This window comes from Paenibacillus sp. 8b26 (genome assembly GCF_050626875.1).
Taxonomy (GTDB): domain Bacteria; phylum Bacillota; class Bacilli; order Paenibacillales; family Paenibacillaceae; genus Paenibacillus.
Genome location: NZ_CP192445.1, coordinates 5,343,181 through 5,362,848, shown reverse-complemented (window position 1 = coordinate 5,362,848; position 19,668 = coordinate 5,343,181). Strand labels below are relative to the sequence as shown.

Below are 19,668 nucleotides of genomic sequence, written 5' to 3'. Positions count from 1 at the left end.
TTAGCGCTCTCCTCTCACTGCGGCGGCGATAGCAGCCTGACGCGGTTGCTTTGGATGATTTCTTTTGTGCTCACGGATCATATCCAGAAAGCGGTCAAACAAGTAGCCGTTATCGTAAGGTCCGGGCGCAGCCTCCGGATGATATTGCACCGAAAACGCGGGATACTTGGTATGCTTAAGGCCTTCAATCGTTTTATCGTTGTTATTAATATGCGTCACTTCAAGCTCGGTTCCTTCGATCGAACCCTCATTCACCGTGTAGCCGTGATTTTGTGAAGTAATGAAGCAGCGTCCACTCTCCAGTTCCTTCACCGGATGGTTACCGCCGCGATGACCGAATTTCAGTTTCTCCGTATCCGCTCCCGAAGCTAAGGCAAACAGCTGGTGTCCCAGGCAAATTCCGAAGATCGGATATTCCCCTAGCAGTTCAGCCACCGTGCGTACGGCATGCGGTACGTCTTTGGGATCTCCAGGGCCATTGGACAACTGAATTCCGTCCGGGTCCAAGCGGCGAATTTCCTCTGCCGTTGTATCATGTGGAACAACAACCACATCACAATCCCGTTTATTCAGCTCGCGCAAGATACCGCTCTTAGCACCATAGTCAATCAGTACGATCCGCTCCCCGTTGCCAGGGCTGCTATACGGATGAGGTGTAGAGGTCAATGGAACCTGATTACGCAGTTCTTCAATCGTCAGGTCAGCCATCATTTCTTTCAGTTCTTCCACAGGCTGAGTGCCTGTCGTCAAAATGCCCTTCATCGTGCCGTGATGGCGAATAATCCGGGTAAGCATGCGGGTGTCGATGTCGCTAATGCCAATGATGCCATATTCCTTCAGCAAATCGTCCACGCTGTATTGGGCACGCCAGTTGCTTGGCACCGGCTCGTAACGTCGAACAGCAAAGCCATGCACATAAGGCCGTACCGACTCGAAGTCATCCCGAGTAATTCCGTAATTGCCAATCAGCGGGTAAGTCATCGTTACGATTTGTCCGCAATAAGAGGGATCGGTCAGTACCTCCTGGTAGCCTGTAATCCCTGTGTTGAAAACGACCTCGCCTGTTTTTTCACCGTCCGCACCAAACGCTGTGCCTGTAAACAGCGTGCCGTCCTGAAGCAACAATCTTGCCTGCATCCCGTCTCACTCCTCTGTATGATTTCCTGCTATAAGGTTCTATTATTTTAGTGCTTTGTATTTATTTCACTTCGTCAGCAGACCATACCAGTCTGCCGTCTACCCAAGTTTTCACTGGCCAGCCTTTAAGTTTCCAGCCTGTAAAAGGAGTGTTCCGTCCTTTGCTGGCAAATGTTTGCGGATCAACGGCCTGCTCCTGCTCCAGATCAATCATGGTCAGGTCGGCGGGGGCTCCTTCTTCCAAGCGCCCTGTGTCGAGGCGGAAGACACGCGCCGGGTCAGTCGTCATGCGCCGTACCAGAAAGTCCAGCGTCCATTGTCCGGTAGCTACAAATTTCGTGTACAGCAGCGGAAAAGCTGTTTCAAAGCCAACGATACCGAAAGGTGCCAGTTCCAAGCCTTTTGCCTTCTCTTCTTCGCTGTGTGCCGCATGGTCGGTTACGATGATGTCGATCGTACCGTCCTCCAGTCCCTCGATGCAGGCCTGCACATCACGCGGGGAGCGCAGCGGAGGATTCATTTTCCAATTCGCATCCAGCCCCGGAATGTCCTCATCCGACAATACCAGATGGTGTGGACATACCTCAGCCGTTACCTTGATGCCAAAAGATTTCGCGTGGCGGATCAACCGCACAGACTGCTCCGTGCTGACATGGCATACATGATAGTGTGCCCCGGTTGCCTCGGATAGTAAAATGTCCCGTCCGACGTGAATCGCTTCAGATTCGTTCGGAATGCCTTTAAGTCCGTGACGCTTGGCAAATTCGCCGTCTGTCACCGCCGCTCCTTCAACAAGCGTGTTATCTTCGCAGTGAGCAATAACCGGCATATCCAGCGCTTTGGCCCGCGCCATGGCGTCCTTCATCATTTGGGCGCTTTGCACTCCGACACCGTCGTCAGTAAAACCAATTGCACCTGCTGCTTTGAGCGCTTCAAAGTCCGTCAGCTCCCGGCCCAGCTCGTTTTTCGTAATGGCTGCGTAAGGAAGTACCTTGGCAAGCCCGGCGTCCTGCCCCTTTTTCAGTACCAGTTGAACCGTATCCGCATTGTCTGTCACCGGGCGTGTGTTCGGCATGCAGGCAATCGTCGTAAATCCACCTTTCACCGCCGCGCGGCTGCCCGTTTCAATCGTTTCTTTATATTCAAAGCCAGGTTCTCTCAGATGCACATGCATGTCGATTAAACCGGGAATCACCAGCTTGCCTTGGGCGTCGATTTTTTCGACTTGGCTCTCCTGCTCGGATGTCCCTTCTTCCACGAGTAGACTAACTCCAGCGTCCGCATTTACGATTGCCAGGATTTTTCCGTCCGCGATCAGAATAGATTTCAGTTCAGCCTCGCCTTGCTCATTCAATACGCTTGCATTCATAATTAATTGGTTCATGTAAAAGGTTCCTCCGCTCAGGTTTTCTGCAACTTTAGCCGCTGCTTGTTATGCTTTGCTTTAACCGTTACCAATGCTAATTCCGCGATCCTGCTGACAGCTTCTACAGCTTCATTGCCCGTTCCATAACCGCCATGCGGATTGGAACCCCGTTTGCCATCTGCGGGAAAATCCGTGATTGTTCGCTTTCCACAACTGCACTGTCGATTTCCACATTCCGGTTTACTGGAGCCGGATGCATAATGATCGTTCCGGGTTTAAGATTGGCTGCTCTTTGCTCTGTCAAGCCGTACTGCTCGCGGTACTCATCCGCTGAGCGCAGCATTCCTTCGGCGTGCCGTTCCAACTGTACCCGAAGCATCATAACTACGTCTGCCTGCAATGCCTCTTGCATCGGTACATAAGGCGCGTGCGCCGCAAGATCAGATGCCTGCATATTGTCCGGCGCGCAGAAGCTAACCTGGGCTCCAAATTTTTGCAAGGCCCACAGATTCGATCGAGCAACACGGCTGTGCAGAATGTCTCCAATGATGGATACTCGCAAGCCTTTTAGCTCGCCGAAAGTCTTGCGCATCGTGTACAGATCCAGCAACGCCTGCGTTGGATGCTCGTTGTTGCCATCACCAGCATTTACCAGTGGGACACTGACCTTCTCAGCAAGCTCTTGCAGCACTCCGGCTGGCTTCAGCCGAATGACTCCTGCATCGATGCCCATCGATTCAAGCGTGCGTACCGTGTCGTAGATAGATTCCCCTTTTTCTACACTGGAGGCCGCAGCGGAAAAGTTCAAAACCTGAGCGCCTAAGCGTTTTTCCGCCATTTCAAAAGAAAAGCGGGTGCGGGTGCTATTTTCAAAAAACATGTTAGCCGCAAAGCGTGATTGTAGCACTGGAACCAGCTTTTCCGGCTGTGATTCCCAATAATGAGCGCGATCCAGAATGGACTCGATTTCATTTCGGCTAAGTTCTTTTAATCCGAGCAGGCTGCGTTCTCTAAGTTGACTGGTTGTTGTAATCATGCCTGTTCCCCCCGGTTCTGATTGATCGTCACTTCGTCCTTACCGTCCGTCTCCTGAAGCGCAACTACGATTTCCTCGGATTTGGAGGTCGGGATGTTCTTGCCGATGTAATCCGGACGAATCGGAAGCTCACGGTGTCCGCGATCTGCCAGCACCGCCAGCTGGATCATTTGCGGTCGTCCGCAGTGCATCAATGCGTCCATCGCCGCGCGAATGGTACGGCCTGTGTACAGCACATCGTCGAAGAGAATGACTTTCTTATCATGAACCGATACGTCAGTGGGATTCATCAAAAGCTCTTTTCCATTTCCCTTGGCTTCGGCATTGTTCCCCCGGTCATCGCGGTAAGCTGTGACATCCAGCTCCCCCCATGGAATCGGAGCGCCCTCAATTTCAGCGATTTTTGCAGCGAGACGCTGCGCCAGATGAACCCCTCGCGTTCGAATGCCTACCAGCACACAATTGTCAATGCCTTTGTTTTTTTCCAAAATTTCATGTGCAATCCGTGTCAAAGCCCGGCGAATCGCAATTTCATCCATCAGTACATGTGTTTCATTATTCATGCTTCCAGCCTCCTCAGGTTATGTTCCCTTCAGACCTGGTCCCGTGTTCGGATACAAAAAAGACTCCTTGCCCAAGTTTGGCAAGGAGTCTCGTATGAACAGTCTTCCACCGTTCTCCGATCTCTCAGATACACTGAAGACATACCGCCGCAGCGGATGCACTGATCAGTGATCCATTCACGTTACCTTGCCAGCCTCACGGGACTGATTTAAAGGTGCTATTCAGGATTTCCTTTATCCAGCTTCTCATAGTGCAAGATGGCAAGCCATCTTTTGGACAAAGTTCATCGCAACTACAAGAAGTATGACAGATTGAAAATCACGTGTCAACACCTGTTCAACCGGAGCCACCGGAAGCACTTAAATAATTATACATCTTTACTGTATAATTATCCATAGTTGTTTTTACATACACCTTGCCCAATAACAAAAAATAACCGCCCATAGGCGGTTATGCTTAATCATTATTCAGGTTTGTGAATACGAATGCAATTTGTGATGGTTTACCGACTGCGTAAGGATGCCAATACATCTTCCATATCGGGAGGAATCGGTCTACTGAACTCCATGTACTCTCCAGTGGTGGGATGCTTAAAGCCCAATACTGCGGCATGTAGAGCCTGACCGTCCATATGGATCCCTTTGCTACGTCCATACATCGGATCACCGACCAACGGGTGCCCAATAAATTTCATGTGCACACGGATTTGATGCGTACGCCCTGTTTCCAGTTGAAGTTCCAGCAAGGTGTAATCTCCCAAACGCCCAATCACGAGAAAATGAGTAACTGCATGCTTGCTGTTGCGCTCTGTCACAGTGAACAATTTGCGGTCCCCCGAATCACGCCCGATGGGAGCATCTACTGTTCCCTGATCATGACTTAGATGGCCGTGAACCAGCGCTATATATTTGCGAGTGACACTGTGGTCCTTGAGCTGCGCTGCGAGCGAGGCGTGAGCCTGATCATTTTTGGCCGCCATCAGCAGTCCTGATGTATCCTTATCAATACGATGGACGATACCAGGACGCAATTCTCCGTTAATGCCGGAAAGATCATGACAGTGGTACATGAGCGCGTTGACCAGTGTTCCCGAAGAGTGTCCTGGTGCAGGATGTACAACCAGACCACGTTGCTTGTTAATGACAATGACGTCCGAATCCTCATAAACAACATCCAGCGGAATATTTTCCGGTACAATATCTACACTCTCCGGCTCAGGTACGGACAATGATATTCGATCACCTTCAGCCAGCTTGTAATTCGCCTTGATCGCTGTGCCGTTCACCAGCACCCGACCGTTCCCGATCCACAGTTGAATCTGGGAACGGGACACATCCTTCATTTCTTCGGCGATATATTTGTCTATACGCGTTTTGGCATCCCCGGATTCCGCTGTCCATTCCAGAGATTCACCCTCAAGTTCGTCCTCATAAGACAGACCTGTGGCTTCGCCGTTTTCGTTTACTTCTTTCATGCTATGACTTCCCTTCAATGCTATCACTGCCATTATCTTTGTTCCGACGCGATTCCAGCAATGTATCCAAAATAATCAGTGCTACACCGATGACAATCGCCGAGTCTGCCACATTAAAAATCGGAAACGTATAGCTTCCAAAATTGAATTGAGCAAAATCAACCACTTCCCCTGAAATAGCCCGATCCAAAAAGTTACCGACCGCGCCTCCAAGTACCAAACTTAATGCAACTGGAAGCAATTTCTGCCCGGCCTTAACCGTCTTCCGCAAATACCATATGATACCGATCACCACCACAATCGTAATCACGATAAACAGCCAACGCTGGCCTTCCAAAATCCCAAAAGCGGCTCCCCGGTTACGATGGGACGTGATTAGAAAGAAATTGCCGATGACGGGTATTTGCTCGTACAATTCCATGCGCGTAGCCACCAAATATTTGACTCCCTGATCAATCAAAAAAATAATTAGCGCAATACCAAAATAAATCACAGTCCTTCGTCACTCCGATCTGCTTATATCCGTTGTCGAACCCATTTATTGTAGCATAAGCCTTCTCAGATCGTCCACGAATCCCGCGAGCTATCAGTCTTGGATTACGAATGAAATCAACTCCAGCGCATTTGATCAGAATTTCCTATGTAAAAGAGGTCTTCCCGGTGCAAACTACAAGGAGCATAACCGACATAGCGCACGCGCAGGTTAAACCTAGAATAAGGAGAGGATTCCATGTCCCCATTAACGGAGCAACAATTGCAGGGATTGCGTAACGAACTGCTGGAACGTAAAAAGGAGATTGAGCATCGTTTGCAGGACAACGATCATTATGGACTTGGTGATTCCCAACGCGATCAGACCGGCGAGCTTTCCCCTATTGATAATCATCCAGGTGATTTGGCTACCGAGACGTATGAGCGAGCCAAGGACATTTCCCTATTGGAGCACGACGAATTTCAATTAGAACGTATCGAATCAGCCTTAATGGCAATGGATAAGGGAACCTATGGCATTTGTGCAGCTAGCGGCAAACCGATTCCTTACGAGCGTCTGCTGGCTGTTCCTTATACCATTTACTGTAAAGAATACAGCCCTGAAACAGAAGTCTCCAACCGACGCCCAGTGGAAGAGGAATTCCTTGCTCCCGCATTCGGCAGAACAAGTCTGGATGAGCGTGAAGATCAAAACGGCTTTGACGGCGAGGACGCCTGGCAAATCGTTGAAAGCTGGGGTACATCGAATACACCAGCCATGGCCGAAAGTGGAGAAATCCATAGCTACGACGATATGGAAATTGAGGCCAATGATGATAATATGGGCTTCGTAGAGCCCTACGAAAGCTTTGTAGCTACAGACATTTATGGAAAAAATGTATCGGTTGTTCGCAGCTCCATTTATCAGCGTTATCTGGATGATGGCGAGGGCGAAGGTTTGCTGGAGCCAGATACGCACGAAGACGAATAGTTAAATCAAACCCTAACAGGCAACGAGTACCTAGTAGGTGTTTAGCTCCAATTGCCGCTGCACAATCCGTACAATATCAGCAATATAATCACCGATGATCGGCAAATTCAGCGCTCCCAATACTTGCAGCACATAAATAATGGTCGCCGCGAAAAAAGTAAAACCAAGCGCGATGCCAAGTCCCCGGGACAGACCTGATATTAAGTTTAGCCAGAGCAGTCGCCAAGGCTTGTTAAGCAACAGGGCATAGTCAGCAATGCGCGTGCGTTCCAACTGCTGCGCCACAGAACGCACCAGCTTTTCTACACGGCTTAGCTGGTCAGCCTGATCACCTGCTGTACCTAGATCTGTGACTACAGCCCCTGTACTTCCTCCGTTCATGCCTTGGCGGCTTCTGCCCTGTCTGCGCCTTGATCGTGCGGTCATGCACAATCCCCCTTTTCCCGTGCTGCCCTAAAAGCAGCAAACGAGCCGAAGCAAGTAACGGAGATCATCCATCCGTTTCCAATGCTTAGGCTCGTTTTTATATGCTGCCTGTTATTGTATTATGGGACAGGGGTCTTGTAATTATTCCCCAATATGCACGCCGACGGTTTTACCGTTCACTTCAACGCGTTCCACAGGCTCGGCTTGACCAAATGTCACCGTGGTTACCAGTACGTTCTCACGCAACACCGAATCGAAGTTTTCGATCGCCTGACGCAGCTCACTATCTACATCCAGCGTCAGTGCGACATGCTTTTCAATTGGCAGATCCAGCTTCTTACGGTAATCCTGCACCGCACGAACAACCTCACGTACCCAGCCCTCTTGCTCCAGCTCAGGTGTAATGTCCGTGTTCAACGCTACTGTTAAACCATAGCCGGAAGCCGAAGCAAAGCCTTCCTTCGCTTTTTTCTCCACCAGCAATTCCTCCGCTGTAACCTGCAACTCTTCCCCTTCTGGAGAAGCCACGTTTAGCACTCCTTTTTCCACAACCGAACGGGTGTCTTCAGCAGACATTCCTTTGAAAAAGTTTTGCAGGAAGCCGACATTTTTGCCGTATTTCTTGCCCGCTACCTTCAAATTGAGCTTCAGCGTGAAGTCTACAAAACCACTGTCGTCCGTTTCAACATGAATATGTTTCACATTGATCTCATCCTTGATGATTTCCTCATAACCACTCAGCTCAAAATCCTGATCCATGGACAAAATCAATTCAGACAACGGCTGACGCGTTTTCAGTCCCGTTTCGTTACGGACGTTGCGCGCCAGTTCTACTACGCGGCGAGCCGTCTCCATGTCACGTTCCAGTTCCAGATCAATCAGGTCTTCATTGGCAGTCGGATAATCATCCAGATGAACGCTTTCCCCGTTGCTCAGGTTTAGGTAAATATCCTCAGCCAGCATCGGTGTGAACGGCGCAAGCAGCTTCGCTGTCGTCAATAACACTTCAGTCAGTGTGCGGTACGCATCCAATTTATCTTCTGTAAGGCCATTGCCCCAGAATCGGTCGCGCGAACGGCGGATATACCAGTTGCTCAGTTCATCCACGAACGACTCAATCGCTTTGGACGAATTCAGGAAGTCGTTCACTGCCAGCGCTTTGTCCACCACCAGAACCAAGCTGTTGAGGCGGGACAAAATCCAGCGATCCAGCTTGTGTGCTGATGGCTTGAACGGATGCTGTGCCGGATCAAACCCGTCGATATCCGCATACAAGGTCAGGAAAGCATGTGTATTTACGAGCGTATCTACCAGCTTCGATTTGGCTTCGCCTACAATGCCTTTGGAAAAACGTTTGCTATTCCACGGTGCACTATCGGACAACAAAGCCCAACGGAAAGCATCTGTACCGTACTCGTCAATCACTTCCCACGGATCAATAACATTTCCCTTGGATTTAGACATTTTCTGTCCCTGCTCATCCAGTACGTGGCCTGTCGCCATAACTGCTTTATAAGGGGCTTTGCCTGTCAGCATGGTGGAAACAGCAAGCAAGCTGTAGAACCAGCCACGGGTCTGGTCAATACCTTCACAGATCATGTCTGCCGGGAATTGCTGCTCGAATGTTTCATTATTTTCAAACGGATAATGATGTTGGGCAAAAGGCATGGAGCCGCTGTCGAACCATACGTCGATCACTTCCGGTGTACGGGTCATTTCGTATTTACCGCATGTACTGCGAACCTTGATTTCATCTACATATGGCTTGTGCAGCTCAATGTCGGCTGGTACGTCACCAATCGCACGTTCCCGTAGTTCAGCAATACTATGCGGAGCGAACTGCTCTCCGGTTTCTTCACAAACCCAGATATTCAGCGGTGTGCCCCAATAGCGATCACGGCTGATGTTCCAGTCCACCAATTCCTCCAAAAACTTGCCGAAGCGTCCTTCGCGTATATGACCCGGATACCATTCAACTTCGTTATTGTTGGCAATCAGTTGATCCTTGATGGCAGTTGTTTTGATAAACCAGCTATCCATGGCATAGTACAATAGCGGAGTATCACAGCGCCAGCAGAACGGATAGCTATGCTCGTATTTTTCCTTGCTGTACAGCAAGCCTTTTTCCGACAGCATTTTAACAATATCCACATCACAGTCCTTTACAAAACGGCCTGCAAAATCAGTGATTTCCTCTACATAGTTACCTTGGAGATCCACCACATTGATGAATCCAACGCCGTTTTCACGACATACCCGGTAATCATCTTCACCATGCGCAGGAGCCATATGAACGATACCTGTACCGCTGGAGTCCGTTACGAACTTCGCACCCAGAATCTGATTGCCCTTCTCGACTTGGAAATAAGTAAATGGCGGTGTATACGTTTGACCTACCAGTTCCGAACCCGGTAGCGTGCCAATCACTTCATGATCGCCTTTAATCACATCTTCGACGAGATTTTTGGCAACGATGTATACACCGTCTTCCTGTTTTACACGAGCGTATTCCAGATCAGGATTGACGGCAAGTGCCACGTGACTCGGCAAGGTCCAAGGTGTTGTCGTCCAGGCCAGCACATATTCACCACTGCTATGGAGCTTGAATTTGGCCGTGGCACTCAGGTCTTTTACGTCTTTGTAGCCCTGTGCCACTTCATGGGAACTTAACGTTGTTTGACAATCTGGACAATACGGACTTACGCGATGACCGCGATACAGCAGATCCTTTTCGTGAATCGTCGCCAGAATGTTCCACACACTCTCGATATAGTTATTATCCAGCGTAATGTATGGATTATCGAGGTCTGTCCAGTAGCCAATAGCTTCGGTCAGATCACGCCATTGCTGCTCATACTCAAACACGCTGGCTTTACATTTTTTGATAAACTTTTCAACGCCGTATTCCTCAATTTCAGGCTTATGGGAAATGCCCAGTTGCTTCTGTACACCCAATTCTACCGGCAATCCATGGGTATCCCAACCCGCCTTACGTACGACACGATACCCCTTCATCGTCTGGTAACGGCCGACAAAATCCTTAATTACACGGCCCAGCATGTGACCGATATGCGGTTTACCATTAGCTGTTGGCGGACCTTCATAAAATACAAAGTTTGGCTTACCCTCACGATGCGTGATCGTTTTGCGGAACGTGTCCTCCTGCTTCCATTTGCTCAGGATGCGCAGGTCGCGGGACCGTGCCTTTTCTTTGACATCTACTCTGTTCATAATGTCATACTCCCTCTCTGATCATCATTGGTTGGTGTAGCATTCTCTGAAAAAAAGCAACAAAAAAGCCCCGTCCCTGTAAGGGACGAGACTGTGCTCGCGTTACCACCCTGATTCCGTAAACAGACCATCTCAAAAAGACTGGTCCCGTTACGGCTCTCCGAGCCCTACTCAACTACAGCAGGGCGCCATTATAACGTATGGCGAACGGTGAATGCTTACACACACCGGATAAAATCCAAGCGCTTCAGCTCACTTCTCAGGGAGGATCTTCTGTCATGTTCTGAACGTTGGCTTGCACCGAAAAAAGGCCAACTCTCTGAGGAACAAAATCATGACGTACTCGTTCCCATCAACGAATTCCAAATGTTAAATTCATCGGGATATTAAATCAGCAGCTCGCTGCCCTGAATAACAACACAATGTCCTCAATGGGTAATGTGATATTCAGTATAGTATTTACAGTTATAGCCTCTTTGGAGATAAAAGTCAACCCTGACAAGGCCCAGAAATCGCGTTCGGGATGACGATTAATAAATCTCTTTCATTTCACGCTCGCGCTCCAGCACTTCGCGTTCACGATTTTCAAGCGCTTCCCATCCGTCCTGACTTAACAAGTCAAGCTGCGCCTCCACCAATGTACGAAAACGTGCCCGGTAAATCGAAGCCTGCTTCTTCAGTTCCTCGACCTCCAACGCAATTTTGCGGGATTTGGACAACGCTTCATTCACAATACGGTCCGCATTTTTTTCCGCTTCCTTCACGATGAGCTGCGATTCTTTCTTGGCGTTGTTACGGACTTCATCAGCCGCTTCTTGCGCCACGATAATCGTCTTGCTCAGCGTATCCTCTATGGTCGAAAAATGATCGAGCTTTTCCTGAACATTCAACAGCTGTGTACTCAGTTCTTTATTTTCACGGATAACGCCCTCGTAATCCTTGATCACCTGATCCAAAAATTCATTGACCTGATCTTCGTCATAACCGCGAAGCCGGCGGGCAAATTCCTTGTTATGTATATCCAATGGCGTTAATGGCATGCCGTCCACCTCCTATAAGATTGACAAAAAAACATTTTCCGCGTCACGACGCTCACTATCATCTATCGGTCATCATACCCCGTTTTGTGAATACTGTACAGAGCAAAATCGTTCCAGTTCTTCGCTATAGCTTAATTCTTTCGACAGAAAGCTCGTGATTCCTGCCTTCAGCTATATAAACTTGCCAATTTTGACACGGAATCTTCCCTTTTTTGTCATTCCATCTGTTTCCAGCACTTTGAAACGCCCAAATCCCTGCATGGAAATAACGTCCCCTGCCTTGAGTAAAGTGGATGGATTCTCCTCCACCTTCCAATTCACCCGGCAACGTCCGGCGCGGATCGGAGTTAAAATCTTGCTCCGGCTGAGCTTGTACACATCACCGGCAATGCCATCCAGACGCAAAGAAGCCACCGTCAGGTCCAGCGGCTCCAATGTAACGTCCTTCGTCCGCAGATTTTCTGGAGGCAACAGTTCGGTCCACACATGAACACGATGAACCTGCTGTAAATGCATCGTAATAAAATCGCTGATCTCAGAAGCCACCAATACATGGCACCCGTCGTCCAGCACATGAATATCCCCTATTTTTCCACGCTTGATTCCAAGTCCTAATATTGCACCCAGATAATCCCCGTGCTCCAACGTGTTAATTTTATGATCATCGGACGTGACGGAAAGAACCTGAATTCCCATATTCTCTCCGTCCACATACGAATAATCGGGCGCTATTAGCGCCCGCTTTCGTTCCGATACCTCATAACCGCCATCTACCCTAATCGTGACCTTGTTTTCCTTCGAAGCAAGCGTCTCCAATATGTACAGTTGACGCGGGTCCAAAAAATCAGTCAGCTTCTGCTCATGGTAAGCCCCCGCATGACTGATCCATTCGGAAGCGCGATCTACATAATCCCGTTCATCCGGGTGAAAATGCTCATAAATCTCAGTTCGCATAAGTCCTCCTAGACGAAATTGCTAATTAAAGACATCAAACCATACGACGCAAAACGCAGAGCAATCAGCGCAACGATGGGTGAAATATCAATCATCCCGAAGATTGGCGGTATAAATCTGCGAAAAGGAGACAAATACGGCTCCACAAACTTGGCAAGTAAATCACCGATCACACTCTCTCTTGCATTAGGAAGCCATGACATCAGGACATATGCAATGATCATGTAAGAATAAATCTGAAATAGCCAACCGATTACCTCGATCAAGAAAAGCTCACCTCATTCTGTTAAGTTCTTGTTCAGTGTCAGCTAGTATTTCCGTAATGGAGCCTTGAATTTCAACCGTATCCGGTGTACACAGGAAAATATTGTTGCCTACCTTGGAAATACCCCCGCCCAATGCATATACAGTACCACTTAAAAAATCAATGATGCGCAGCGCCTGATCCTTGCGGATTCGTTGCAGATTGACCACGACGGTACGATGGGAACGAATGTGGTCGGCAATTTCCTGTGCTTCATCATAAGAACGCGGCTCATACAGGACAACTTTCACATTTTTCTGTGAATGGATGCTGACAATATTATTGCCCTTCTGGTTCTTACGTTTATCAAAGCTTGGGGTTTCAATTTCTTGATCTTCCGGCGTATTCATAACCTCTCGCTCTACAACTTCCTCTTCTTCCTGAAGTCCCAGGAAGTTCATGAACTTATTCATTACGCCCAATGGAAATCCTCCTCTCGTCCGACCAGTACAGAACCAAGCCGTAACCAGGTCGCTCCTTCTTCAACCGCCACCTCAAAATCATTAGACATGCCCATCGACAGGTGAACAATAGGTTCTCTCGTTAAAGCTTGTCCATTTAACGCATCACGTAATTCACGTAGCCTCCGAAATACAGGCCGGGTATTCTCCGGGTCTTCCTCATGGGGAGCCATCGTCATCAAGCCGATCACGTCTACATGCTCCAGATCGCGAATTTGTTTCAGAAAAGGTACCACCGCCTCGGAAGAAAGACCATATTTCGAAGTTTCCCCTGAAATGTTAACTTGCACAAAGGCTTTGATCCTTAGTCCAAGAGTAGCCGCCTTCTTGTCCAATTCCTGAGCCAGCGACAACCGGTCAAGCGAATGTATAAATCCAAATTTTCCAATAACATCTTTAACCTTATTGGTTTGCAGATGACCGATAAAATGCCATGTTCCCCTGTCACCCAGCTTGCTCCATTTATCCGCAGCATCCTGCCAGCGATTTTCGCCAACATGCTCCAAGCCACTGTCCAATACAGATGCCATCGCCGCTGCCGAAACATATTTCGTGACAGCAATCACATTTATTTCTTCACGCGAACGTCCGCTGCGGGCACATGCCGCTTCCACACGAGCGTTCACTTCTTTAATTCGTTCCTCCAAAGACACGGGAGGACTCACCTCTCTTCCAGACCAATCCAGCTCGCCATTCTCCCTGTGACGCCGCCTTCCTTGCGATACGAAAAAAACAAATCGCTGCGGCTACTCGTGCATAAGGTAGTACATTCGATATGGCTCGGCAATATTCCTGCTTTCATCATAATGTGTCGATTGCATTGTTTCAAGTCAAGCAGCGTTTTTCCGCCACCTAACGGGAAATAGACAGTGCCTTCCCATTTATCATTACCCGGGCAATCATGCTCCAAAACCCGAATTTGGCTCATCACATGCTCATCCACCTCGTATGACTCAGAACCAATGGAAGGACCAATGGCTGCAAGCAAATCGAACGGCTGCGATCCATATTCGGTCTGCATCATTTGCACCATTTTCAGCGCGATCTCGGCAACTGTTCCTTTCCAGCCCGCATGCGCCAGCCCAATCACACGCCGTACCGGATCACAAAAATATAACGGCACGCAATCCGCATAAAAGGATGTCAGCAAAATGCCCGGTACATCGGTTAACAGTCCGTCTGTATCCTGAAAAGCAGATGCACGATCCACAAAGCCGCGCCCGCGGTCAGCAGCCTTTACAACAGCAACGTGATTACCGTGTACCTGCTCTCCACAGGTCCAGGCTTCAGGCACAAATCCGAGCTGCTCTGCAATAAGCTGCCGATTGCGAATAACTTTCTCCGGGTCATCCCCTACATGAAACGCACAATTCAGACTTTCGTAAGGCACTTCACTGACACCGCCATGGCGTCCGGTAAAACCTGCTGTCAATCCGCGAACCTGTTTCTCCCAGGATTGAATATATAACAACTCCGGCAAAGGATGCGTGCCATCTGTCGTTGACGCGACACCCGTTGCCCCGGTATTTACTACAAACGGTTCCATTCGTTCTCACCTCTACTGCCCAGTGTACCAAAAAGCCGCCGCCGTGTCTTCACATAGTCTCTCAAATGCACATATCCCTACTGCTCGAAATCACCGCTCAAAATCCCCGTCGATCATTTCGTTCCTGACGTTCGATATATAATTTTTCCTCACCATCACCCTGCGGCTCATGCAGTCCCTCCAATCGTACAAGCACCACATCCGAGCCAATTTTCACAATGTCGCGCCAGGGAATGACCAGTTCGCTTCCCCCTCCAAACCAGCCCATAAAACGGCTGCTGCCAGGGACAACAATGGCCTCGATTTTGCCCTGTCGTACATCAATCTCCAAATCACTGATTTGTCCCAATCGTCGCCCATCTACAATGTTAATGACATCCTTTGTTTGAAACTCGGAAATTTTCATGGCCCTTACCGACGTTTCCGGTGCACTCACACGTATCACATCCTTTATTTCACTATATGAGAGGGAGAACCCAAAAAATGTCCTGTAAACGCAAAAACGATCCACGCAGGATCGTTTTTATCGGTATGCCTTCCAAGCTTCTCTTCCCTTAAGAACTACGACTTCACATGCTTTTGCATTTGCTGTATGGCCGACTTCTCTAATCTTGAAACCTGGGCTTGAGAGATACCGATTTCGTCGGCAACCTCCATCTGCGTCTTTCCTTCATAAAAACGCATGGACAATATCATCTTTTCACGCTGGCCCAGGCGATGCATCGCTTCCCGCAGAGCGATTTCCTCAATCCATGAGACGTCCTTATTTCTGTCATCACTGATCTGATCCATCACATAGATTGGGTCGCCCCCGTCGTGATATATCGGCTCGAACAGCGAAACCGGGTCCTGAATCGCATCTAATGCGAACACAACATCTTCCTTAGGCACGTTCAGCGCCTCAGAAATTTCAAAAATCGTCGGTTCCCGCGAATTCAGATTTGTCAAACTATCCCGCACCTGAAGCGCCTTATATGCAATATCTCGCAGCGAACGGGATACACGGATCGGATTGTTGTCCCGCAAATACCGGCGTATTTCACCGATAATCATCGGAACCGCATAAGTGGAAAACTTTACGTTTTGCGAAAGATCAAAATTATCAATCGCCTTCATCAGGCCGATGCATCCTACCTGAAACAAATCGTCAACAAACTCTCCCCGATTGTTAAAGCGCTGAATCACACTTAGGACGAGCCGTAGATTGCCGTTAACCAATTTTTCTCTGGCTGATCGTTCATTATTTTGCTGAAGTGATGTGAACAGCTCGCGCATTTCCACATTGGTTAGCACTGGCAGTTTGGCGGTATCCACACCGCAAATTTCCACTTTGTTTCGGGTCATCGTGTCTTACCTCCCAAGGAGCAACATTAATGTACATTATCTCCTGAGGGTGTTTTTTTATTCGCCGTTTCCATCGCTTCCGAATATCCCCAAACGTCATACCATTTTGTTGAATTCTTTCCGTAAGCGCTTTATAATACGTTTTTCCAGACGCGAAATATAGGATTGTGAGATACCCAACAGGTCAGCAACATCCTTCTGGGTCTTCTCTTCCCCGTCCTGTAAGCCAAAACGCAGCTCCATAATCAGTCGTTCCCGATCCGTCAGCTTATCCAGCGCCTTATGCAACAATTTGCGGTCAACTTGTTCCTCGATATTGCGGTAAATGGTATCATTTTCCGTTCCCATCACGTCGGAAAGCAGCAACTCGTTCCCGTCCCAATCAATATTCAAAGGCTCGTCAAAAGAAACTTCCGTTCTCGTTTTACTATTTCGGCGCAAATACATTAAAATTTCATTTTCAATGCATCGAGAAGCATAGGTAGCGAGCTTGATTTTTTTCTCGGGATCAAAGGTGTTAACTGCCTTGATAAGTCCGATCGCCCCTATGGATACGAGATCCTCAATGTTGATTCCTGTGTTCTCAAACTTACGCGCAATGTATACCACCAGCCGCAAATTCCGTTCAATCAACATGGACCGTACTGCTGCATCTCCGGAAGAGAGTTTTCCAAGCAAATACTCTTCCTCATCCCTCGTCAGCGGCGGGGGGAGCGCCTCGCTGCCGCCAATATAATAAATCTCTTCACTTTTCAACCCAAATAAAAATAAAATACGATAATATTGCAACTGTAAAGTCAACCTGATTTTCATCTTGAATTTCATCTGTTCCCGCATGTCATTCTCCCCCTTCTGAAAATGGTGCAAAATCTCGCTGCATCCCTTCATTCGTTACAGCCATAGCCTGATTGCCTTCAGACCTGATCGTGTGCCCACGACCATCGTCCTGCGTTTCAAAGCGTGCTTCCTGCTTCTGGTCCAGCTCAGCAGCCCCCTCCGCGTGTGCCGTCACGTCCGGATGAATAATCGCGCGGTATTTTCCCTCTGCTGACAACGTACCCCCATCCAAGCCGATCAGCACCCGATAATGCACATAGCGAGCTCCATTCATCACCACCTCTACGCGATCCGGTTTGAGTGCGAGCATAAAGGAGTGGTTACGGTTAATGCCACGATAGGGTACGAGGCGAACTCGATCCTGCCAGTTGAACGATTCGTCTCCCAACTCCATCACCAGCTGATCCGCATTTCCCTCAGATAGCTTTTGGAGCCAGGAAGAGGGTAAATATGCCTCCCACAAGGCAGCCTCCATGACCATCACGGGTGTCCGTGTCAAAGGATCATGAAGCTGGTTCCCCGTATCCAACAAGCCTGTACACTCAATATGATCCTGCCCGATCCATACCTGCACCTCACCCAGAAATCCGCTCATCCTTTCCGTACGCTGCTTTGAAGATTGCACAATACGAAAGAAAAGCATCACTCCGCCAAACGTGCATAAAATAAACCAGAATGCAATTTTCAGCTCAAAGGACATTCCACCTGAAGCCGTGTACCAGATGCCATTAAATAATTCCCCCGTACTCTGGAGTAAATAATGTATCCCCAGAATTCCTCCCGCTGCTACAAAATTGATCATATAAAAAGCACCCATTGTACGAAGGTACTTTTGCATGCTGCCAAATCCAAAAGCCACCAACAGCATAATGACCGATAATGCCAGCTTAATCAGGAACGTAAATAAAAAGGACAGTTCCGGCACAAACATCATGACCACGTACATCGCACCGATGACAGCCGAAGCAAGCAGCCGCCACCACACCAGACGAATTTTTCTCATCCAGGCGGTAGCCATCAGCAGTACAGCATCAATGAACAAATTGGCCAAAAAAATTAAGTCGATATAAACAACCAAAGATTCACCCGCCCAGCGTTTGCAGGATAGGCTTAAGTATAGTAGTCATGCTGTTCAAAGTCTGTCTAACGATGGGGACGGTGACCGACTAATTTTGTCGGAAAGGGGAGAAGCACGGGAAATGGTAAAAATGGAGTTCTTACATTTGAATCGGCTAACGAATCGAACACAAGATGCAGAAAACAGAAAGAAGCCCGTATCTCCAAGGAGAATACGGGCTATCTGATTTCAATCTAGTTATCGTTGTTATTATTGCGTGAACGGTTACGTAAAAATGTCGGAATATCGAGTTGATCACTGCTCTGAGTGTTGCCGAACGGACGCAAATTAGGAGAACCCTTTTCCGCCGATTCAGGAGCCGCCGGGTTGGCTGCCGGTTTACGCCCCGGTGCCGGTTGGCTTGGTTTACCTTCAAAGCCAGTGGCAATGACGGTAACCTTGATCTCTTCTTTCAATTCTTCGTCAATGATAGCACCGAAAATCATGTTGACCTCCGGATCGGAAGCCGACGTTACAATTTCAGCCGCTTCATTCACTTCGTACAAAGACAGATTGTTACCGCCAGTGATGTTCATAATCACACCCCGTGCGCCTTCAATCGATGTTTCCAACAACGGACTCATGATAGCCTTGCGTGCTGCTTCAGCCGCCCGATTCTCGCCAGTTGCTTCGCCAATTCCCATCAAGGCTGAGCCACGCTCCGTCATGATCGTTTTTACGTCAGCAAAGTCAAGGTTGATCAGACCCGGTACAGCGATCAAATCAGAAATACCTTGTACCGCCTGACGAAGAACATTGTCAGCTTCGCGGAATGCTTCCAGCATTGGGGTCTTTTTGTCCACAATTTCAAGCAGTCGATCATTCGGGATTACGATCAAGGTGTCTACCTTTTCTTTTAATCCCTCAATGCCCAGCTCGGCTTGATTGGAGCGCTTACGCCCTTCAAATGTGAATGGTCGTGTTACAACGCCTACAGTCAGCGCGCCGCATTCCTTGGCAATTTCAGCAATGACAGGAGCTGCTCCAGTACCTGTACCGCCACCCATTCCCGCCGTCACGAATACCATATCCGCACCTTTGAGTGTGTTCATAATGAGTTCACGCGACTCCTCAGCCGCTTTTTTACCCACATCGGGATTAGCTCCGGCACCCAAACCACGAGTCAGCTTATCACCAATTTGAAGCTTATGCTCAGACTTCGCTAAATGAAGCGCCTGAGCATCTGTGTTGACGGTGATAAACTCCACACCCTGAACACCATTTTCGATCATTCGGTTAACCGCATTGCTGCCGCCGCCTCCGACGCCGATCACTTTAATTTGAGCCAAGCTCTCCATTTCAAAATCAAATTCCAACATACTATTCCATCTCCCCCTCAATGTGCATGGATGGCCCGTCCATGATTGGC

20 protein-coding genes and 1 other annotated feature are annotated in these 19,668 nt (G+C 48.6%); of the genes, 1 reads left to right on the top strand and 19 read right to left on the bottom strand.

Translation table 11 applies throughout. The annotated features are described in order from the left end of the window. The 6 genes from ACQ4MX_RS24910 to lspA all read right to left on the bottom strand — a co-directional run bounded on the left by ACQ4MX_RS24910 (position 1) and on the right by lspA (position 6,070). Positions 1-1,137 carry a carbamoyl phosphate synthase small subunit gene (locus ACQ4MX_RS24910; protein WP_044648411.1) on the bottom strand — a complete coding sequence of 379 codons (1,137 nt, stop codon included), beginning with the start codon at positions 1,135-1,137 and terminating at the stop codon, positions 1-3. A 61-nt stretch (positions 1,138-1,198) separates the two neighbouring features. Beyond that, positions 1,199-2,521 carry a dihydroorotase gene (locus ACQ4MX_RS24905; RefSeq protein WP_431087853.1) on the bottom strand — a complete coding sequence of 441 codons (1,323 nt, stop codon included), beginning with the start codon at positions 2,519-2,521 and terminating at the stop codon, positions 1,199-1,201. Positions 2,522-2,624: 103 nt separating this feature from the next. Continuing rightward, positions 2,625-3,539 (bottom strand): aspartate carbamoyltransferase catalytic subunit, encoded by a 915-nt coding sequence (locus tag ACQ4MX_RS24900; RefSeq protein WP_025684627.1) that lies wholly within the window; start codon positions 3,537-3,539, stop codon positions 2,625-2,627. Continuing rightward, positions 3,536-4,102 carry a bifunctional pyr operon transcriptional regulator/uracil phosphoribosyltransferase PyrR gene (gene pyrR / locus ACQ4MX_RS24895; protein ID WP_431087851.1) on the bottom strand — a complete coding sequence of 189 codons (567 nt, stop codon included), beginning with the start codon at positions 4,100-4,102 and terminating at the stop codon, positions 3,536-3,538. Before pyrR ends, ACQ4MX_RS24900 begins: the two co-directional genes overlap by 4 nt. 503 nt (positions 4,103-4,605) lie before the next feature. After that, positions 4,606-5,577: an RluA family pseudouridine synthase gene (locus ACQ4MX_RS24890; protein WP_431087849.1), complete on the bottom strand. Its 972-nt coding sequence runs from the start codon at positions 5,575-5,577 to the stop codon at positions 4,606-4,608. A 1-nt stretch (position 5,578) separates the two neighbouring features. After that, positions 5,579-6,070 (bottom strand): signal peptidase II, encoded by a 492-nt coding sequence (gene lspA / locus ACQ4MX_RS24885; RefSeq protein WP_149093331.1) that lies wholly within the window; start codon positions 6,068-6,070, stop codon positions 5,579-5,581. Positions 6,071-6,307: 237 nt separating this feature from the next. Here lspA and ACQ4MX_RS24880 point away from each other — a divergent pair, with 237 nt between their 5' ends. Next, positions 6,308-7,039 carry a TraR/DksA C4-type zinc finger protein gene (locus tag ACQ4MX_RS24880; protein WP_137063760.1) on the top strand — a complete coding sequence of 244 codons (732 nt, stop codon included), beginning with the start codon at positions 6,308-6,310 and terminating at the stop codon, positions 7,037-7,039. Positions 7,040-7,069: 30 nt separating this feature from the next. Here the strand turns inward: ACQ4MX_RS24880 and ACQ4MX_RS24875 are convergent, their stop codons facing one another. From ACQ4MX_RS24875 to ftsZ, 13 genes are all read right to left on the bottom strand, one after another. Then, positions 7,070-7,465: a DUF5665 domain-containing protein gene (locus tag ACQ4MX_RS24875; protein ID WP_431087848.1), complete on the bottom strand. Its 396-nt coding sequence runs from the start codon at positions 7,463-7,465 to the stop codon at positions 7,070-7,072. 141 nt (positions 7,466-7,606) lie between these two features. Beyond that, a complete protein-coding gene (gene ileS / locus ACQ4MX_RS24870; RefSeq protein WP_431087847.1) occupies positions 7,607-10,696 on the bottom strand; it encodes an isoleucine--tRNA ligase in 3,090 nt (1,029 codons plus the stop codon). A gap of 78 nt (positions 10,697-10,774) precedes the next feature. Further along, positions 10,775-11,061 (bottom strand) — a binding site (T-box leader). A 165-nt stretch (positions 11,062-11,226) separates the two neighbouring features. Continuing rightward, positions 11,227-11,736 (bottom strand): DivIVA domain-containing protein, encoded by a 510-nt coding sequence (locus ACQ4MX_RS24865; protein ID WP_014282424.1) that lies wholly within the window; start codon positions 11,734-11,736, stop codon positions 11,227-11,229. 171 nt (positions 11,737-11,907) lie between these two features. Next, complete coding sequence (locus ACQ4MX_RS24860) at positions 11,908-12,690, bottom strand: RNA-binding protein (RefSeq protein ID WP_431087846.1); 783 nt, start codon at positions 12,688-12,690, stop codon at positions 11,908-11,910. 8 nt (positions 12,691-12,698) lie between these two features. Next, positions 12,699-12,956: a YggT family protein gene (locus ACQ4MX_RS24855; RefSeq protein ID WP_014282426.1), complete on the bottom strand. Its 258-nt coding sequence runs from the start codon at positions 12,954-12,956 to the stop codon at positions 12,699-12,701. 7 nt (positions 12,957-12,963) lie between these two features. Next, on the bottom strand, positions 12,964-13,416 hold the full coding sequence (locus ACQ4MX_RS24850; protein WP_431087845.1) for a cell division protein SepF: 453 nt from the start codon (positions 13,414-13,416) through the stop codon (positions 12,964-12,966). Next, positions 13,407-14,108, bottom strand: a complete 702-nt coding sequence (locus tag ACQ4MX_RS24845; protein ID WP_431087844.1) for a YggS family pyridoxal phosphate-dependent enzyme — start codon at positions 14,106-14,108, stop codon at positions 13,407-13,409. The genes ACQ4MX_RS24850 and ACQ4MX_RS24845 overlap by 10 nt, the downstream gene beginning before the upstream one ends. A gap of 8 nt (positions 14,109-14,116) precedes the next feature. Next, positions 14,117-15,001 (bottom strand): peptidoglycan editing factor PgeF, encoded by an 885-nt coding sequence (pgeF, locus tag ACQ4MX_RS24840; RefSeq protein WP_431087843.1) that lies wholly within the window; start codon positions 14,999-15,001, stop codon positions 14,117-14,119. Between the two features lie 97 nt (positions 15,002-15,098). Further along, positions 15,099-15,437 carry a YlmC/YmxH family sporulation protein gene (locus ACQ4MX_RS24835; RefSeq protein ID WP_431087842.1) on the bottom strand — a complete coding sequence of 113 codons (339 nt, stop codon included), beginning with the start codon at positions 15,435-15,437 and terminating at the stop codon, positions 15,099-15,101. 125 nt (positions 15,438-15,562) lie between these two features. Further along, positions 15,563-16,345, bottom strand: a complete 783-nt coding sequence (sigG, locus tag ACQ4MX_RS24830; RefSeq protein WP_025684639.1) for an RNA polymerase sporulation sigma factor SigG — start codon at positions 16,343-16,345, stop codon at positions 15,563-15,565. 96 nt (positions 16,346-16,441) lie between these two features. Beyond that, a complete protein-coding gene (gene sigE / locus ACQ4MX_RS24825) occupies positions 16,442-17,182 on the bottom strand; it encodes an RNA polymerase sporulation sigma factor SigE (protein ID WP_014282431.1) in 741 nt (246 codons plus the stop codon). 1 nt (position 17,183) lies between these two features. After that, positions 17,184-18,260, bottom strand: a complete 1,077-nt coding sequence (gene spoIIGA / locus ACQ4MX_RS24820; RefSeq protein ID WP_431087840.1) for a sigma-E processing peptidase SpoIIGA — start codon at positions 18,258-18,260, stop codon at positions 17,184-17,186. A 233-nt stretch (positions 18,261-18,493) separates the two neighbouring features. Then, the gene (gene ftsZ / locus ACQ4MX_RS24815; RefSeq protein ID WP_044649277.1) at positions 18,494-19,618 is read right to left on the bottom strand and encodes a cell division protein FtsZ; all 1,125 of its coding nucleotides are present in this window, start codon (positions 19,616-19,618) and stop codon (positions 18,494-18,496) included. Positions 19,619-19,668 lie beyond the last annotated feature (50 nt).

What these genes read in the sequence shown, in the direction of transcription:
- ACQ4MX_RS24880 (WP_137063760.1), top strand. Translation starts at nt 6,308, where the DNA reads ATGTCCCCATTAACGGAGCAACAATTGCAGGGATTGCGTAACGAACTG.
- ileS (WP_431087847.1), bottom strand. Translation starts at nt 10,696, where the DNA reads ATGAACAGAGTAGATGTCAAAGAAAAGGCACGGTCCCGCGACCTGCGC.
- ACQ4MX_RS24860 (WP_431087846.1), bottom strand. Translation starts at nt 12,690, where the DNA reads ATGCGAACTGAGATTTATGAGCATTTTCACCCGGATGAACGGGATTAT.
- ACQ4MX_RS24900 (WP_025684627.1), bottom strand. Translation starts at nt 3,539, where the DNA reads ATGATTACAACAACCAGTCAACTTAGAGAACGCAGCCTGCTCGGATTA.
- ftsZ (WP_044649277.1), bottom strand. Translation starts at nt 19,618, where the DNA reads ATGTTGGAATTTGATTTTGAAATGGAGAGCTTGGCTCAAATTAAAGTG.
- ACQ4MX_RS24905 (WP_431087853.1), bottom strand. Translation starts at nt 2,521, where the DNA reads ATGAACCAATTAATTATGAATGCAAGCGTATTGAATGAGCAAGGCGAG.
- ACQ4MX_RS24910 (WP_044648411.1), bottom strand. Translation starts at nt 1,137, where the DNA reads ATGCAGGCAAGATTGTTGCTTCAGGACGGCACGCTGTTTACAGGCACA.
- pyrR (WP_431087851.1), bottom strand. Translation starts at nt 4,102, where the DNA reads ATGAATAATGAAACACATGTACTGATGGATGAAATTGCGATTCGCCGG.
- ACQ4MX_RS24875 (WP_431087848.1), bottom strand. Translation starts at nt 7,465, where the DNA reads ATGACCGCACGATCAAGGCGCAGACAGGGCAGAAGCCGCCAAGGCATG.
- sigG (WP_025684639.1), bottom strand. Translation starts at nt 16,345, where the DNA reads ATGACCCGAAACAAAGTGGAAATTTGCGGTGTGGATACCGCCAAACTG.
- pgeF (WP_431087843.1), bottom strand. Translation starts at nt 15,001, where the DNA reads ATGGAACCGTTTGTAGTAAATACCGGGGCAACGGGTGTCGCGTCAACG.
- sigE (WP_014282431.1), bottom strand. Translation starts at nt 17,182, where the DNA reads ATGCGGGAACAGATGAAATTCAAGATGAAAATCAGGTTGACTTTACAG.
- ACQ4MX_RS24865 (WP_014282424.1), bottom strand. Translation starts at nt 11,736, where the DNA reads ATGCCATTAACGCCATTGGATATACATAACAAGGAATTTGCCCGCCGG.
- ACQ4MX_RS24890 (WP_431087849.1), bottom strand. Translation starts at nt 5,577, where the DNA reads ATGAAAGAAGTAAACGAAAACGGCGAAGCCACAGGTCTGTCTTATGAG.